At 55.3% G+C, this 16,030-nt stretch carries 13 protein-coding genes and 1 pseudogene; 5 read left to right on the top strand and 9 right to left on the bottom strand.

Annotated elements, in window-relative coordinates; genetic code table 11:
• Window positions 1–45 precede the first annotated feature (45 nt).
• The 4 genes from treB to nrdG all read left to right on the top strand — a co-directional run bounded on the left by treB (window position 46) and on the right by nrdG (window position 6,339).
• Entirely contained in the window at window positions 46–1,464 is a 1,419-nt protein-coding gene (treB, locus tag BM427_RS12865; RefSeq protein ID WP_090122101.1) for a PTS trehalose transporter subunit IIBC, read from the top strand.
• A 44-nt stretch (window positions 1,465–1,508) separates the two neighbouring features.
• On the top strand, window positions 1,509–3,164 hold the full coding sequence (gene treC / locus BM427_RS12860) for an alpha,alpha-phosphotrehalase (RefSeq protein WP_090122099.1): 1,656 nt from the start codon (window positions 1,509–1,511) through the stop codon (window positions 3,162–3,164).
• A gap of 380 nt (window positions 3,165–3,544) precedes the next feature.
• On the top strand, window positions 3,545–5,680 hold the full coding sequence (nrdD, locus tag BM427_RS12855) for an anaerobic ribonucleoside-triphosphate reductase (protein WP_090122096.1): 2,136 nt from the start codon (window positions 3,545–3,547) through the stop codon (window positions 5,678–5,680).
• A 194-nt stretch (window positions 5,681–5,874) separates the two neighbouring features.
• Window positions 5,875–6,339, top strand: coding sequence for an anaerobic ribonucleoside-triphosphate reductase-activating protein (gene nrdG / locus BM427_RS12850; protein WP_090122094.1), 465 nt, complete (start codon window positions 5,875–5,877; stop codon window positions 6,337–6,339).
• Window positions 6,340–6,345: 6 nt separating this feature from the next.
• Here nrdG and BM427_RS26035 read toward each other — a convergent pair.
• A pseudogene (locus BM427_RS26035) lies at window positions 6,346–6,501 on the bottom strand (type II toxin-antitoxin system RelE family toxin); the annotation flags it as partial.
• A gap of 24 nt (window positions 6,502–6,525) precedes the next feature.
• Entirely contained in the window at window positions 6,526–7,461 is a 936-nt protein-coding gene (locus BM427_RS12840; RefSeq protein ID WP_244316626.1) for an AraC family transcriptional regulator, read from the bottom strand.
• A 109-nt stretch (window positions 7,462–7,570) separates the two neighbouring features.
• On the opposite strand from BM427_RS12840, the gene BM427_RS12835 reads away from it, so the two are divergent.
• Window positions 7,571–8,404: an oxidoreductase gene (locus BM427_RS12835; RefSeq protein ID WP_090122092.1), complete on the top strand. Its 834-nt coding sequence runs from the start codon at window positions 7,571–7,573 to the stop codon at window positions 8,402–8,404.
• A gap of 36 nt (window positions 8,405–8,440) precedes the next feature.
• Here the strand turns inward: BM427_RS12835 and BM427_RS12830 are convergent, their stop codons facing one another.
• Genes BM427_RS12830 through BM427_RS12800 form a run of 7 tightly spaced genes read right to left on the bottom strand, consistent with a single transcriptional unit; the run spans window position 8,441 to window position 16,011 of the window.
• On the bottom strand, window positions 8,441–10,351 hold the full coding sequence (locus BM427_RS12830; protein ID WP_090122091.1) for a BglG family transcription antiterminator: 1,911 nt from the start codon (window positions 10,349–10,351) through the stop codon (window positions 8,441–8,443).
• Between the two features lie 14 nt (window positions 10,352–10,365).
• A complete protein-coding gene (locus BM427_RS12825; RefSeq protein ID WP_090122089.1) occupies window positions 10,366–11,511 on the bottom strand; it encodes a lactonase family protein in 1,146 nt (381 codons plus the stop codon).
• A gap of 60 nt (window positions 11,512–11,571) precedes the next feature.
• Window positions 11,572–12,312 carry a 2-dehydro-3-deoxy-phosphogluconate aldolase gene (dagF, locus tag BM427_RS12820; RefSeq protein WP_090122087.1) on the bottom strand — a complete coding sequence of 247 codons (741 nt, stop codon included), beginning with the start codon at window positions 12,310–12,312 and terminating at the stop codon, window positions 11,572–11,574.
• Entirely contained in the window at window positions 12,309–13,424 is a 1,116-nt protein-coding gene (locus BM427_RS12815) for a DgaE family pyridoxal phosphate-dependent ammonia lyase (protein WP_090122085.1), read from the bottom strand. Before BM427_RS12815 ends, dagF begins: the two co-directional genes overlap by 4 nt.
• Entirely contained in the window at window positions 13,408–14,541 is a 1,134-nt protein-coding gene (locus tag BM427_RS12810; protein WP_090122083.1) for an amidohydrolase/deacetylase family metallohydrolase, read from the bottom strand. The genes BM427_RS12815 and BM427_RS12810 overlap by 17 nt, the downstream gene beginning before the upstream one ends.
• A 42-nt stretch (window positions 14,542–14,583) precedes the next feature.
• Complete coding sequence (locus tag BM427_RS12805) at window positions 14,584–15,225, bottom strand: DUF4310 family protein (RefSeq protein WP_007372812.1); 642 nt, start codon at window positions 15,223–15,225, stop codon at window positions 14,584–14,586.
• A 9-nt stretch (window positions 15,226–15,234) separates the two neighbouring features.
• The gene (locus BM427_RS12800; protein WP_090122082.1) at window positions 15,235–16,011 is read right to left on the bottom strand and encodes a DUF4311 domain-containing protein; all 777 of its coding nucleotides are present in this window, start codon (window positions 16,009–16,011) and stop codon (window positions 15,235–15,237) included.
• Between the last annotated feature and the right edge of the window lie 19 nt (window positions 16,012–16,030).

The following is a 16,030-nucleotide window of genomic DNA, read 5'->3' as shown; positions in this document are numbered from 1 at the left end:
TTGCTCCGGTCATTACGCATCATTTCTCCTTCGAGAGGCACCTTGATGGGCAAAGTAAATCAATCAGATATTGAGAAGTTGATCGCACTGGTGGGCGGGCGCGAAAACATCGCTACTGTCAGCCACTGTATTACGCGGTTACGCTTCGTGTTGAACAATCCGGCAGCGGCTAACCCCCAGGAGATTGAGCAGTTGCCGATGGTTAAAGGCTGTTTCACCAATGCCGGGCAGTTTCAGGTGGTGATCGGCACCAACGTTGGCGACTACTATCAGGCGCTGCGCGAAGCCACTGGTCTGGCACATGCAGATAAAGAGCAGTCCAGGCTGGCGGCGCGGCAAAATATGAAATGGCACGAGCGCCTGATCTCTCATTTTGCGGAGATATTTTTCCCGCTGCTCCCTGCGCTGATCAGCGGAGGCCTGGTTCTCGGTTTTCGTAACGTGATCGGCGATGTGCCAATGAGCAATGGCCAGACGCTGGCGCAAATGTTTCCGTCGCTGAAAACAGTCTACGACTTCCTTTGGCTGATTGGTGAGGCGATCTTCTTCTATTTGCCGGTTGGCATCTGCTGGTCAGCAGTGCGCAAAATGGGTGGAACGCCGATCCTCGGGATCGTACTCGGCATCACACTGGTGTCACCGCAGTTGATGAATGCCTACCTATTGGGTTCGCAAACGCCGGAAGTATGGAATTTCGGCCTGTTTAGCATCGCTAAAGTCGGTTATCAGGCACAGGTTATCCCGGCGCTGCTGGCGGGTCTGATGCTGGGCGTGATTGAAACGCGTTTGAAACGCCTGGTGCCGGATTACCTCTATCTGGTTGTTGTACCAGTCTGCTCGTTAATACTGGCAGTATTCCTCGCCCACGCCTTTATTGGCCCGTTCGGCCGCATGATTGGCGATGGCGTGGCCTATATGGTTCGTCATCTGATGACCGGCAGCTTTGCCCCGATTGGCGCTGCGCTGTTTGGTTTTCTCTATGCGCCGCTGGTTATCACTGGCGTACACCAAACCACGCTGGCGATCGATATGCAGATGATCCAGAGCATGGGTGGCACGCCGGTATGGCCGCTGATTGCGCTCTCCAATATCGCTCAAGGGTCGGCAGTGGTCGGTATCATCATCGCCAGCCGTAAACAAAATGAACGCGAGGTCTCCGTGCCTGCCGCCATCTCCGCCTTTTTAGGCGTAACCGAACCCGCGATGTACGGCATTAACCTGAAATACCGCTTCCCGATGCTGTGCGCCATGGTTGGCTCCGGCTTCGCCGGGTTGCTGTGCGGTCTGAACGGCGTAATGGCGAATGGTATCGGCGTCGGCGGGTTGCCCGGTATTCTCTCCATTCAACCCACCTACTGGCAGGTCTATACCCTTGCGATGGCTATCGCCGTGGTGATCCCTGTCGCCCTCACTTCCTTTGTTTACCAGCGCAAGTTCCGTCAAGGCACTTTGCAGATTGTGTAATGTTTGGGGCGCGTTTGCGCCCCTCTGTTTTCGCAGGAATTGTTATGAACACCCTTCCCCACTGGTGGCAAAACGGCGTCATTTATCAGATTTACCCAAAAAGTTTTCAGGACTCGACCGGCAGCGGTACCGGTGATTTACGCGGCGTTATCACCCGCCTCAACTATTTAAAAACCCTGGGTGTCGATGCCATCTGGCTAACACCGTTCTACCTTTCCCCACAGATTGATAACGGTTACGACGTAGCGAATTACACCGCTATTGATCCCGCTTACGGTACGCTGGAAGACTTTGACGAACTGGTAGCACAGGCACACCAACATGGAATCCGCTTGATTCTGGATATGGTGTTCAATCACACCTCAACGCAACACGCCTGGTTTCAGGAGGCGCAGGATCCCGCCAGCCCTTACCGCAGTTTCTATATCTGGCGCGACGGCGAAGCAGACGTACCACCGAACAACTGGCGTTCCAAATTCGGCGGCAGCGCATGGCACTGGCACAACCAGAGCGGCCAGTACTATTTGCACCTTTTTGCGCCAGAGCAGGCCGATCTCAACTGGGAAAATCCGTCGGTCCGCAACGCGCTAAAAGAGGTCTGCACTTTCTGGGCGGATCGCGGCGTTGACGGTTTACGTCTCGATGTCATCAACTTGATCGCCAAAGAACAGGATTTTCCCGACGATCACGATGGAGATGGGCGACGCTTTTATACCGATGGCCCACGAGTGCATGAGTTTCTGCAGGAGATGAGCCGCGAGGTTTTCCAGCCGCGCAAACTGATGACGGTGGGCGAAATGTCCTCTACCTCGCTGGCGAACTGTAAGTGCTATGGCGCGCTGGACGGCAGTGAACTGTCGATGACGTTTAATTTTCACCACCTGAAGGTGGACTACCCCAACGGCGAAAAATGGGTCCTCGCCCGGCCGGATTATGCGGCGCTGAAAGCGCTGTTCCGCCACTGGCAGCAGGGGATGCATAACGTCGCATGGAATGCGCTGTTCTGGTGTAACCATGATCAACCACGCATTGCATCACGCTTTGGCGATGAAGGTATACTGCGTGTTCCAGCCGCCAAAATGCTGGCGATGATTTTGCACGGTATGCAGGGCACGCCCTATATTTATCAGGGCGAAGAGATTGGCATGACCAACCCGCACTTTTCCCGCATTACCGATTACCGCGATGTAGAAAGCCACAATATGTTCGCCGAGCAGCGTGCTGCTGGACGCGAGCCGGAAGAACTGCTGGCGATTCTGGCCAGTAAATCCCGCGACAACAGCCGTACACCGATGCAGTGGTGCGCCCGTAAAAATGCTGGCTTCACCACTGGCGAACCGTGGATTGGCCTGTGCGACAACTACCGTGAAATCAACGTTGAGAAGGCCATCAGCGATCCGGACTCGGTGTTTTATACCTACCAGAAGCTCATCCGTCTGCGTAAAACACTGCCGCTGCTCACCTGGGGCGATTATCAGGATCTGCTGCCCACACATCCGTATCTGTGGTGTTACCGCCGCCAGTGGCAGGGTGAAACGCTGCTGGTTATTGCGAATCTGAGCAACACATTTCAGCCCTGGCATCCGGAAGAAATGCCCGGAGACTGGCAGGTTGTGATCAGCAATTATGCCGAAATCTCCACAAAACCTGGCGACATGGTGCTTCGGCCGTTCGAAGCCGTGTGGTGGCGACAGTCTTAGATTTCTCCTGGTAAACGCAAACGCGACAGCAGGCATAAGTCTGCTGTTTTTGCTGCATTTTTAGTCAGAGGGAGAACGCTAAAATTTACATTGCGCCACGCTGCCCGTCCTCTGTGCTATCAAATTTTTACTTTGTCCTGAGTCAATAAAAACGCAAACATGTTTGATGCAAATCACTATATATAGAAATTAGAATGCTCCCCGGCCCAACATATTGTATTCCCCGTCTACTATTCAAACAAGCCGTCCCCACGGGAAGCTATACACGCTGTGGATAACGCGGGCCAAAACGAGACAAACTGATTGGTTTTAGTAATGAATAGCTAAGCCATCAGTGCGTCTTCCATTGTGGATAACATGTTTTTTAAAATGGAGTAATCATGACACCGCATGTGATGAAACGAGATGGCTGTAAAGTGCCTTTCAAATCAGAGCGCATTCAAGAAGCAATTTTGCGTGCAGCTAAAGCAGCGGGAGTCGATGACGCAGATTATTGCGCCACCGTCGCAGACGTAATCAGTCGTCAAATGCAGGATCGGTCGCAGGTTGACATCAGCGAGATCCAGACGGCCGTTGAAAACCAGTTGATGTCCGGGCCGTACAAACAGCTGGCGCGTGCCTATATCGAATATCGCCATGATCGCGATATCGCGCGTGAAAAACGTGGCCGCCTGAACCAGGATATTCGCGGGCTTGTCGAGCAGACCAATTCAGCGCTGCTGAACGAGAACGCCAACAAAGACAGTAAAGTGATCCCGACGCAGCGCGATTTGCTGGCGGGGATTGTTGCCAAACACTATGCACGTCAGCACTTGCTGCCACGCGATGTTGTGCTGGCCCACGAACGCGGTGAAATCCATTATCACGATCTGGATTACTCGCCGTTCTTCCCGATGTTCAACTGTATGCTGATCGATCTGAAAGGTATGCTGACGCACGGTTTTAAAATGGGTAATGCGGAGATCGAACCGCCGAAATCAATCTCGACCGCGACCGCCGTCACCGCGCAGATCATCGCCCAGGTAGCCAGCCATATCTACGGCGGCACCACCATTAACCGTATCGATGAAGTGCTCGCACCGTTTGTCACCGCCAGCTTCGAAAAGCATCGCAAGGTTGCGGCAGAGTGGCAGATTCCGGACGCCGACGGCTATGCCCACAGCCGCACCGAGAAAGAGTGTTACGACGCATTCCAGTCGCTGGAATATGAAGTGAACACGCTGCACACTGCCAATGGTCAGACGCCATTTGTCACCTTTGGTTTCGGCCTTGGTACCAGTTGGGAATCCCGCCTGATTCAGCAATCTATTCTGCGTAACCGTATTGCCGGCCTGGGTAAAAACCGCAAAACAGCCGTGTTCCCGAAACTGGTGTTCGCCATCCGTGATGGACTGAATCATAAGTTTGATGATCCGAATTATGATATCAAGCAGCTGGCGCTGGAGTGCGCAAGCAAGCGTATGTATCCGGATATTCTGAACTACGATCAAGTTGTTAAGGTCACCGGCTCGTTCAAAACACCCATGGGCTGCCGCAGCTTCCTCGGCGTCTATGAAGAGAACGGCGAGCAGATCCACGACGGGCGTAACAACCTGGGCGTTATCAGTCTGAACCTGCCGCGCATTGCACTGGAAGCGAAAGGTAACGAAGCGGCGTTCTGGAAACTGCTCGACAGCCGTCTGGAACTGGCGCGTAAAGCGCTGATGACCCGTATCGCTCGTCTGGAAGGTGTGAAAGCGCGCGTAGCGCCGATCCTTTATATGGAAGGTGCCTGTGGCGTACGTCTGAAAGCGGACGACGATATTTCCTCTATTTTCAAAAATGGCCGCGCATCAATTTCGTTGGGCTATATCGGCATTCACGAAACCATCAACGCGCTCTCCGGCAATAAACATATTTACGACAGCGAAGCGCTGCGGGCGAAAGGGGTGGCCATTGTCGAACGCCTGCGCCAGGCCGTTGATCAGTGGAAAGAAGAGACCGGTTACGGTTTCAGCCTCTATAGTACGCCTAGCGAGAACCTGTGCGACCGTTTCTGCCGCCTTGATACCGCTGAGTTTGGCGTGGTGGATGGGGTGACTGACAAAGGTTACTACACCAACAGTTTCCACCTCGACGTAGAGAAAAAGGTTAACCCGTACGACAAGATCGATTTTGAAGCGCCGTATCCGCCTTTAGCCAGCGGCGGTTTTATCTGCTACGGCGAATATCCGAACATACAGCACAACCTGCGAGCGCTGGAAGATGTCTGGGATTACAGCTATCAGCATGTGCCGTACTACGGTACCAATACGCCGATTGATGAGTGTTACGAGTGCGGTTTTACCGGCGAGTTCGAGTGTACCAGTAAAGGTTTCACCTGCCCGAAATGCGGTAACCACGACGCCGCGCGCGTTTCGGTCACGCGCCGGGTTTGCGGTTACCTCGGCAGCCCGGATGCCCGCCCGTTTAACGCCGGTAAACAGGAAGAAGTTAAACGCCGCGTGAAACACCTCGGTAACGGACAACTCGGTTAAGACGTTGATCGCAGATGATGGATGGCGACTTATCCGGCCTGTAAATCATCTGCTCTATATCCGCAACGCAATTGACGTCAGAACAAGGCGGCAATGGCGAGTGTCCCGGGGAGCTTACATAAGTAAGTGACCCGGGCGCACGTCAGCAGCCAACGCCGTTATGGCGTCAATTGATAAGCGGATGGGAAGCGAAAATGAATTACCACCAATACTACCCTGTAGACATTGTCAACGGCCCCGGCACCCGCTGCACCCTGTTCGTCTCCGGCTGTGAACATGAATGCCCCGGCTGCTACAACAAAAGCACCTGGCGGCTCAATTCTGGCGTGCCATTTACCTCTGAGATGGAAGATCGTATCATCGCCGATCTTAACGATACGCGCATTAAACGCCAGGGCATTACGCTCTCCGGCGGCGATCCGCTTCATCCACAGAACGTGCCGGACATTTTAAAGCTGGTCACCCGCATCCGCGCCGAATGCCCCGGCAAAGATATCTGGGCGTGGACCGGTTACAAAATGGATGAACTGAATACCGCCCAACTTGAGGTGGTGGCCCTGATCAACGTGCTGGTTGATGGCAAATTCGTTCAGGATCTGAAAGATCCGATGTTGATCTGGCGCGGCAGCAGCAACCAGGTTGTGCATCATTTGCGGTGAACACCGCTACGACCGCTTACGGGCTTGCCGGTAAGTGGTCGCCTTTTCTCGCTTTCCCACAGCGATAACAAACACCGTCACAACGTTATCGCGAACCTGATCAATCAGCCGGTAGCCAGACGATCTGCGTGTGATCTTATAGCAATCTGGAAAGTCATGCAGTTCTGGAAAGCGGCTCGCAAAAACTCAGTGCGAAGAGATAAAGTCAGAAGCCGGATGCGGCGGCGGTACGGCGAAACTCAACTGCATTCTCTGCACTTCTTGCGCAGGCGGCAGGCCAAACAACCGTTTGAACTCGCGATTAAATTGTGACGGGCTTTCATACCCCACCGCATAGCTGGCTGCGGCAGCGGTTATCTCCTGGCGAACCATCAACATTCGCGCCTGGTGTAGCCGCACTGATTTGACATACTGCATCGGCGGCATTTGCGTCATCGTTTTGAAATGGCTATGGAATGTCGGCACGCTCATCCCCGCTTCATCTGCCAGTTGCCTCAAACTCAGTGGTTGATGATACGCAGCATGAATATATCGTAGCACCTTACAGATCCTGCCGAATTGCCCCTGTAACGCCAGCGCGGAGCGCATGGCATGCCCCTGCGCCCCGGTTAATACGCGGAAATAGAGCTCGCGCACCAGCGCTGGCCCGAGGACCGCCGCCTCCAGCGGGGAGCTTAGCGCCTCCAGCAACCGCAACACCGATTTCCGCATCCCGCCGTCCATCGGGCTGGACATCATACTTTGCGGCGCTGCCGCTGCATGCATGGCCCCCTGCTGCTCAATGTGGAGCAGCAATTCCGCCGCGACCTGAAAATCGAGATGCATGTAGATAGCCAGCAATGGGTGTTCGGCAGAAGCTTCAGTTTCCATCACAAAAGGCACCGGAACCGAAACGGCCAGATAATGCTGTTCGTCATAAAGGTAGAGTTGATCGCCGAAATAGCCGCGTTTACTGCCCTGGCAGACAATAACAATGCCGGGGTCGTAAAGAACGGGCGTCCTGGCGAGCGGGCGATCGGATCGCAGAATACGGATATCCGCGAGCGCCGTCAGATTGTAGCCCTCCTGCGGAGCCAGTTTTTTCAGCAGCGCCACCATTTGCGGCTGATCGGGGAAATGCATCGTCACACAGTCACTCAGAATTTTAGGCAATAAAAATGCAATATATGGCCTAAAAAACATCCAGTAAAGACAATATTATGCACCTTCCATTTTTCATGGGAGTACGACAATGTCCGCAGAAAAAATTGTTTTTATTACTGGAGTCAGTAGTGGTTTTGGCCGTTCGCTGGCGCAAGAAGCGCTGGCCGAAGGCTATCGCGTGATCGGTACAGTGCGAAATACGGAGGCAAAACAAGCGTTTGAGGCGCTCTCCTCTGGCCGCGCTTATGGGCATATCCTGGATATCACGGATTTCTCCGCGATCGACAAGGTCATTGCCGAAGCGCAAACCAGCGTGGGGCCAATTGATGTGCTGGTGAATAACGCGGGTTACGGTCATGAAGGGGTGATGGAGGAGTCATCGCTGGACGCCCTGCGCCACCAGTTTGAGGTTAACGTGTTCGGCGCCGTCGCCATGATGAAGGCAGTGCTTCCGGGCATGCGCCAACGGCGTCGCGGGCACATTATCAACATCACCTCAATGGGGGGTTTTATTACCATGCCAGGCATTACTTACTACTGCGGCAGTAAGTTTGCGTTGGAGGGAATTTCCGAAGCGCTGGGTAAAGAGGTTCAGCCGTTTGGCATTTTTGTTACTGCCGTCGCGCCCGGTTCGTTTCGTACCGAATGGGCGGGCCGTTCAATGATCCGCACGCCCCGCACCATTGCCGATTACGATGCGCTTTTCGACCCTATCCGCAAAGCGCGTGAGGAGAAAAGTGGCAAGCAACCGGGCGATACCGCAAAAGCTGCCCGCGCGATCCTGAACATGATGCAAAGCGATACGCCACCCGCCCACCTGCTGTTAGGTAGCGATGCGCTCACGCTGGTACGGGAGAAACTGGCGACGCTGACGGCAGAAATCAATGTCTGGGAGAGTGTGACACGTTCCACTGACGGGTAACCTCCTGAATCACCGGGTAGCCACTACCCGGTTATTTCAAAACCGGCTGACGCACTCCATCGCCACGCTTCGGAAGGCGTCGAAATTGACGCAATCGCAAAGCCTTGATGCTGCGCGATCGCGCAGGAAGGTGACAAAAATATCGTAGATCGCCATCGCCTCTTCATACTCGCTTTTACTGATCGCCAGCAGGAAGATGACATGTGCGACCTCCTCGCCCCACTGGATGCCTTTTGGCGCGAGCACGGTGTAGACAACGGTTTTTTTCGCCAGCAACCCCAGTGCATGCGGCAATGCGATGCCTTCGCCGAGCATGGTGCTGACAATCGCTTCACGCTCCACCACAGAATCAAAAAACTCTGCGCCGACAAAGCCTTCATCCTGAAGTTGATCGCAAAGCGTTTTAAACAGCGTCTGTTGATCCATCGCGCCGTCAATAATGCGGAAATGCGCAGCATCAAAATACTTTTCCAGCATCCATGGACGCGTCCTGTCCACCAGCACCAGTTTGCCAATCTGCTCCAGTTGGTAATCACTGGGGAAAGGTGCGATGGTGACGATCGGTTTGTCTTTCTCGCTGATCCGCGCAGTGGAAATAACAAAATCTTCCGCAATGCCGTCGCACTGCTCATAATCGCGCAGTGTCACGGTGCGGGAGATAACAATTTGCGGATACTTACGCGCCAGTACCGCTTCAATCATCCGCACCATCGCATTCCCGGCATCGCATACCAGCAGCACGCGCGGCTGGCGCTGGTAACCAATGTTGTAGTGGCGCTCAAGCCCTACACCAATATGCAGCACGAGGAAGCCAATTTCGTTTTCGCTGATGACATACGGCGTGTATTTACCCCAACTAGACACCGCCGCCAGCGTCATATCCCAGGCCATCGGGTAATGCTGTTTAATGTTATCCAGCAACGGATTAGGGATCATGATCTGGTAACGCACGCGGGTGATCATGGTTTTAATATGCGTCAGTAAATCTGCATGCAGCTGCGCGTCATTCTGCAGGTTGTAGTTATAGTGCGTGTTGATATAGCCGAGAATGTAGTTCACCAGCGTTTCATCATCGTCGGCACTGATGGCGCTCGGCGCAATCTCCTGCACACGTCGCCCGGCAATATGTACTCTCAGCCAGTGTTCTTCCGATGCCGCCAGTGGTTTTCCCGCAAGTTGCTGTAGTGCAGCAGAGATGGCGCGCGCAGCGTCACGGATGTTCTCATCACCATCTTCGGCGGTAAATTCCGATAGCGGATACCCTTCGCTGATACGCCGCACCGCTACTGCACAGTAGAGGCGGATAAACAGATCGCCCTCATCCGTCAGGCGAATGTGATAGCGGCTAAAGCAGTCATGCAGAATGGCGGCCAGCGCTTCCGGCACACCAGGGTTGAGCGCCTCTTCGGTGATCAGCGGGTTGTGCGCGTTTTGCTGCGCCAGCTCAAATAGCAGATCCGTCAGACAGGCGCGCAACGCCATCTCGCTACCAAACAGCTTCATGCCGTGGCGCGGACGAGTTTCCAGAGTCAGACGATAACGGGAAAACCACTCGCGCACTTCAGTCATGTCGTTTTGCAACGTGGCGCGGCTGACAAACCACTCATCCGCCAGATCTTCCAGCTTCAGGGAAAAGGCCGAGGTCAGAAACCGCACCACCAGATAATGCACGCGCTCCGGCCCGCTGCGGGGAATACGCAGCGCGCGCGGGCGGGCAGCCTGTAGTGTCTGGTAACGCGTAGCGTCATCAATCTTCAGTTGATAACCGCTACCGCGCGTCAAAATAAACTGTGCGCCGTGGTGCTCCAGCAGCGCATTTAAAGCGGTGATATCGGCCCGAACGGTACGCGTGGAGACCGACAGCCTTTGTGCCAGTTCATCCTGCGGCAGTGTCTCGTTTTGCAACATCATAAACAACTGCGCTAAACGTTGGTTCGGGAATCGCACATCAGTCTCCTGGCTTAGTAAGAGGAAATGACCATCTGAGATGGGCTACCCACCGGCGTGTAATCCGGCACAAAACTTAGCTTACCGTCCTTCGCAACGCGAAAACGGGTGATATTGTCGCTGCGTTGATTCATGACGTACAGCCAGCGCCCCTGTTTATCCAGCGTCAGCGATCGCGGATAGTCGCCGCGCGTCCAGACATCATCCTGATGCGCCAGCGTGCCATCCGGCTGCACGCTAAAGTGCGCCACGCTGTTATGCAGACGGTTAGCCACATACAGTTGTTTACCATCCCGACTGAGTACCAGACCGGCGGCAAAGCTGGTGCCTTTGTACGCTGCTGGCAGCGCCGAAGTGGTTTTACCCTCTTTCAGCGTTCCGGTTTTGCTGTCCAGCGAGTAATACGTCAATGTTGAGGCCTCTTCATTGATCAACCACAGCCCATCGCCTTTTGGCGAAAAGACAAAGTGACGCGGTCCGGCACCTTTTGAAGACGCGTTGATAAAAGGTGGCTCGTTAGGCGTTAACTTGCCACTTTGCGCCTCCAGGCGGTACTGGTAAATACGATCCAGTCCCAGATCGGTCGAGAAGACAAATTTCCCCTGCGGATCGGCGGCAATCATATGTGCATGCGGGCCATTATGATCGCTGATGGCAAAGCTTCCTTCCACGGCTGCTGCGGGTTTGGCTGCGCCAGGTTCGCCCTGATCCTGGTGGTTGTCCACCGCCTCGCCGAGGCTACCGTCGGCTTTTACCGGCAGTACGGCAATCGAGCCACTGACATAATTCGCCACCAGTAGATTGCGCCCATTCGGCGTCAGCGACAGATAAACCGGCCCGGCACCCCCGGATGACACCTGGTTCAGTTCCTGCAATGCGCCCTTATCGTCAATACGCAGCGCCTGCACCACGCCCTTTTCTACTTCGCTGGCGACATATAACGTTTTGCCATCCTGCGAAACGGTAAGCTGCGCCGCATTCGGCAAGGTGCTGACCAGCGTTTTGTTGCTCAGCGCGCCAGATTGCGGGTCAACGGTAAAGCGGTAAACGCCTTCGCCGTTGGGATTGTAGGTCCCCAGCCAGGCGTACTGGGTCTGGGCAATGACGCTGGTCGCCAGCAGGGAGAGTGAAGCAGCAAGAAGATGACGGGCAATGTACATGGTGGCTCCTTTATCTATCGTGTGCGTTTCCCTCCCACAGATTGTGGGAGGGCCGGACATTTACTTCACTAACGCTTTGGTCATAGCCAGTAACTGGCGTACATCGGCCGGGCGGGTATCACCACTGGCTTTATCGATAATCGAACTGTAGATATGCGGGATAATTTTGCTGACACCCGCCTCCAGCGCGATGCGCAGGATTTCGCTGTAGTTCTCCAGATCGATACCCCCCGTCGGCTCCAGCCAGAAGTTATGTCGCGCACAGGCATCGGCAACCGACTGGAACTCATCACGGCACTTCAGCCCGCCCATCGGGAAATATTTAATCGAGCTACCGCCCATATCTTTCAGCAGTGCAATAGCAGTTTCCACCGGCACAATACCGTCGGCCGCCTGGCTGCTGAGCGGCCCGGTGGAGATTTTCACCAACCCCGGTGTGCCGGTCGGCGAGACCAGACCGTTAACCACCGTTTCATTCTGCCCAAGCAGCGCGCGGCTGGTTGCCACACCGGTAAACACCTGGTTAACGTGCTGCGGCTGCACGTCGCGGGAGATGGCGCTGACCATCGCCGACTGGTTCGGATCGCCCGCACCGAGGCCGACAGAGAGCGCGTTATCGATACGCGCCGCGTAGTCACGCATATCCGCCACCGCCGACGCCACATCCGGATAATTTTTGGATAGCACGCCGACCAGAACATGGCCTTCAGCCGCTTCATAGATAGCGCTGGCATTCTCTTTGCTTCCCGCCAGCACGTTCAGGCAGACGCGATCGCGGTAAAAGTTCGGGGTCAGTTTCATACGTGTTGCTCCTTCAATTCTTCAGCGATGCGGCGATAAACAATCGCCAGTTGCTCAGCGCTTACGCTGCGCACATCGGCTTCGATAATGCCTTCATTGGCTTTGTAGCCACGGAAATAGATGGCGTATTCACCCTGTTTCAGCGCGCTGACCAGTTCGCCAGTGGCGATGCCAGTTACCACTTCATCAAACTTGATTTCGCTACGGGCAATGTCGCGCCCTGCGCTATCCCATACCACGCGTGCGCTCACGCCTTGCAGCGTGTTGAGCTGATCGATAAATGGCGTCATTTTGGCAACCATTTCCGCGCCGCTCTCTTTGCGGGCACTCAGATAATGTTCGATGGCGCAAGTCAGGCCAAGAATGCCCTCTTTGCCCACTTTCATGGCGCGACCAATACCTGCCGTCTGGCGTTTCACCCACTCGACGTACTGGGTTTTGCCGATCACTAACCCGCTGGTTGGCCCTTCGATGGCCTTCGCGCCGCTGTAAATCACCAAATCGGCCCCGGCGCGGTAGTAGCATTGCAAATCCTCTTCCGCCGCGGCATCGACAATCAGCGGCAGGTTATGCTTGCGCGCTACCACCACCGCCTGCTCCACGCTGAGCATGCTTTTTTGTACACAGTGGTGTGATTTGATGTAGAGGATAGCGGCCGTACGCGGCGAAATTGCCGCTGCCAGCTGATCGGCGGAACATTCGTTGGCATAGCCCGCTTCCACCACTTTCCCGCCGCCGAGCGCCACCATCGTGCCGACCGGTGCGCCGAAGTTAACGTTGTGACCGCGCGGCAGCACGATTTCGTTGCTCTCAATCGCCGTGCTATGCAGATTCTCCAGCAGCCAGTCGCTGTCGCGCACCAGCACCGCAGCAACGGATTGTGCAATCCCCGCAGAGGCACAGGAGACAACGGTCGCCGCTTCAACATCCAGCAGATTCGCAATGTATTCGCCGGTTTTGTTCACCAGGTCTTTCATTTCGAAATAGTGGTTCATGCCACCAAGCACGGCTTCCACCACTTCCGGGCGCGGAGTAGAAACGCCCAGCGCGGTCATTCGACCGGAGGCGTTAATCACCTGTTTTAAATTGTACTTTTCATAAATCGAAGGCATGTTCTGCACTCCCTTGTTCGGTCAGATAGCCTTTGCCCGCGCGAATGGCGGCCAGCGGCGTGAGTAACTGTTCGGCCTGCAGGCTGTCGTTTTCCACATCGGTGAACAGTACAGACTGGCGACGCAGGTCAAAAATGGTCAGATCGGCGTCGAGGCCAACGGCAAGACGCCCTTTATGCTTCAGACGCAGGCCAGCGGCGGCGTGGTCGGTCACGCAGGCAATCACCTGCTGCAGCGACAGGCCAATGGCGAGGAATTTGGACATCACGTTTGCCAACGATCGCACCGGGCCGTCGATCCGGTTGCGGCAGTAGATATCAGAACTGATGGTCTGCGGCAGAATGCCGAGGCTGATAGCCTGTTTGGCCACGGCAAAGCTAAAGCTGGCGCTGCCATGCCCGACATCAAGACGCACGCCACGCGCAATGGCGCGCGCCACGGAAGCACGTAACTCGCCGCCAGGCGCGAGAATGCGGTTGGGTTTACCGTTATAGCAGTGGGTAATGATGTCGCCGGAAGTCAGCAGCTCAGCAATTTCATCGAGGTTTGGCGGATTATTACCAATGTGCACCATCAACGGCAAATCGCCGTTGGCTTTCTGAATCGCCTTTGCGCGTTCCAGCGGCGTGATGCCATTTTCACCGACCACGCTGCTGCTCATGCGCGCTTTCAGGCCGACGATAAAATTCGGATGGCGTTTTATCGCATCATGTACCGCATTCGCGTCGATATTCGCCATGTTGGCCAGCTCGTTCTGAGCAATCAGCCCGACGCGGGAGACGTTCAGCAGCGCATACACGTCGGTCGCCGCCTCGCGGGTAATGGCATAAAAATCATCGACATCATCAGCGCCGGTACTGCCCGCGTCAATCACCGTCGTCACGCCAGTATTGATGCCGACGCTGTCGGGTTCATCGTGGTAAATCGGCGAGTTCGGGTAGCAGTGCACGTGGGAATCAATCCACCCGGCGCTAACATAGTGTTCGCCGCGCAGATCGATCGTTTTAACCGCCGGGCCGTTTATCTCACCCAACGCGGCGATTTTCCCTGCCTTGATAGCGATATCTGTCAGCGTATCGTCAACCAGACGCGCCCGGCGCAGGAGTAAATCAAACATGCGAATCTCCAGTAATAACGGGCGCCTCAGCGCCCGCAGGGTTCAGAGGGCGACCGGGAAGATGGAGCCCAGCAGCATGGCGCCGAGGATCGCGCCGCCGGTAATCGGTTTCTGCCAAAGGTAGAACAGCAGCGCGCCGACCAGCGAACCAATACCAATAGGAATGGAAGCGGTCATGGCGCTGAGGATAATCAGCGGCCCGAGGAAGCGGCCGGAGGCGTTACCCGCGCCCATCATCACATCTGCGCCGTAGGTGGAATCGCTCTGGTTGATGGTGAACTTACGCGCCAGTATGATCAGGTAACCAATGGCCAGGCCAAGTACCAGGCCGGTTGCCAGCGAGGCGACAAAGTTTTCCACCGGGAAGAGGATCCCGGCCCCCAGTAACAGCGCTGGCACACCGAGGCCAACACCGGTCTGGATCGCACCGCCGATATCAAGAATACCGACCAACGAACCTTCAATAATGCGGGCGAACAGGAAGCTGGCGCCAAACGCGGCGACTGCGCCGTATACGCCGGTGTCCATACCGGAACGCAACATCGAGACAAATGCCACTTCGTTGAACGCACCGATGCCATACAGGTAGTACATATGTGTCCCGGCGAACACGCCGGAAGAGAGCAGGCCAACAAAGATCGGGAACGACCAGTCGGCGTACCAAAACCCTTTATTCTGTTCCATTTCGCTTCCTTATTTGCCGCTGAGCGAGTTGTGGATAAGCGCCAGCCAGTTCGGCGCGCTCAGGTGGAAAGATTCGATCATTTTCAGATCGAAGCCACGGAAGAACGCGCTCAGCACAAACAGCGCGACAATGGCCGTCATCATCACTTTGGTGACGCGGTTCCAGCCACTCTCTTCCACACCTTTACCGATCAGAATACCCAGAACCAGGCCGGGTACGGCGTTGCCCATAATCAGCTGCGCCGCGCCACCGAAGACGGTCGCCCAGAAACCCGATTTTTTGCCTGCGTCGATGGCTGCCAGCCAGAAGATCACCGGCATTACGGTGTTCACCAGCAAGTTAGCCGCCGGAACCAACACTTTAACGGCAGTGACCTGCAAGGCCGCCGGAACGGATGAAGCCGTAAGGTTAAGGAAGGTGACGACCACCATGCCAATCAGGCCACAGACGATCGCCATCTTTTTCGGATCGTGCAGGGTTTCGCCGACGTTACGGTTTTTCACCATTAACGCCGCCGCCCCCCAGTTCGGAATGATGCGATGGTCTACATCCTGAGTGAAAGAACCTGCCGCAACGGACGAGGCCCAGGCGTTAAAGAAGAAGCCTAAGCCGAATGAGAAATGCGATGCTGGATCGCCTTCGCAGGAGTTTAGTTCCCCAAGTGTACGAAATGCGCCCATCCCTTGTGTGGTCGGCGCATGAAACATGCGTGCAGCCCCCGCGCCAACACCGAAGCCAACCAGGCCGCCGATGATGAGCGATTTTATTAGTATGATTAAGAACATCAGTCTGCCCTCTTCTACC

Source organism: Kosakonia arachidis, from assembly GCF_900116535.1.
In the GTDB taxonomy this organism is placed as follows: domain Bacteria; phylum Pseudomonadota; class Gammaproteobacteria; order Enterobacterales; family Enterobacteriaceae; genus Kosakonia; species Kosakonia arachidis.
Note: the sequence above shows the minus strand (reverse complement) of the source record. Positions and strands in the feature narration are given on the sequence as shown.

Coding starts and splice junctions, on each gene's coding strand:
- nrdG (WP_090122094.1), top strand. CDS start 5,875: ATGAATTACCACCAATACTACCCTGTAGACATTGTCAACGGCCCCGGC.
- BM427_RS12840 (WP_244316626.1), bottom strand. CDS start 7,461: ATGCATTTCCCCGATCAGCCGCAAATGGTGGCGCTGCTGAAAAAACTG.
- BM427_RS12810 (WP_090122083.1), bottom strand. CDS start 14,541: ATGTTTGATTTACTCCTGCGCCGGGCGCGTCTGGTTGACGATACGCTG.
- BM427_RS12815 (WP_090122085.1), bottom strand. CDS start 13,424: ATGCCTTCGATTTATGAAAAGTACAATTTAAAACAGGTGATTAACGCC.
- BM427_RS12805 (WP_007372812.1), bottom strand. CDS start 15,225: ATGGAACAGAATAAAGGGTTTTGGTACGCCGACTGGTCGTTCCCGATC.
- treC (WP_090122099.1), top strand. CDS start 1,509: ATGAACACCCTTCCCCACTGGTGGCAAAACGGCGTCATTTATCAGATT.
- dagF (WP_090122087.1), bottom strand. CDS start 12,312: ATGAAACTGACCCCGAACTTTTACCGCGATCGCGTCTGCCTGAACGTG.
- nrdD (WP_090122096.1), top strand. CDS start 3,545: ATGACACCGCATGTGATGAAACGAGATGGCTGTAAAGTGCCTTTCAAA.
- BM427_RS12800 (WP_090122082.1), bottom strand. CDS start 16,011: ATGTTCTTAATCATACTAATAAAATCGCTCATCATCGGCGGCCTGGTT.
- treB (WP_090122101.1), top strand. CDS start 46: ATGGGCAAAGTAAATCAATCAGATATTGAGAAGTTGATCGCACTGGTG.
- BM427_RS12835 (WP_090122092.1), top strand. CDS start 7,571: ATGTCCGCAGAAAAAATTGTTTTTATTACTGGAGTCAGTAGTGGTTTT.
- BM427_RS12825 (WP_090122089.1), bottom strand. CDS start 11,511: ATGTACATTGCCCGTCATCTTCTTGCTGCTTCACTCTCCCTGCTGGCG.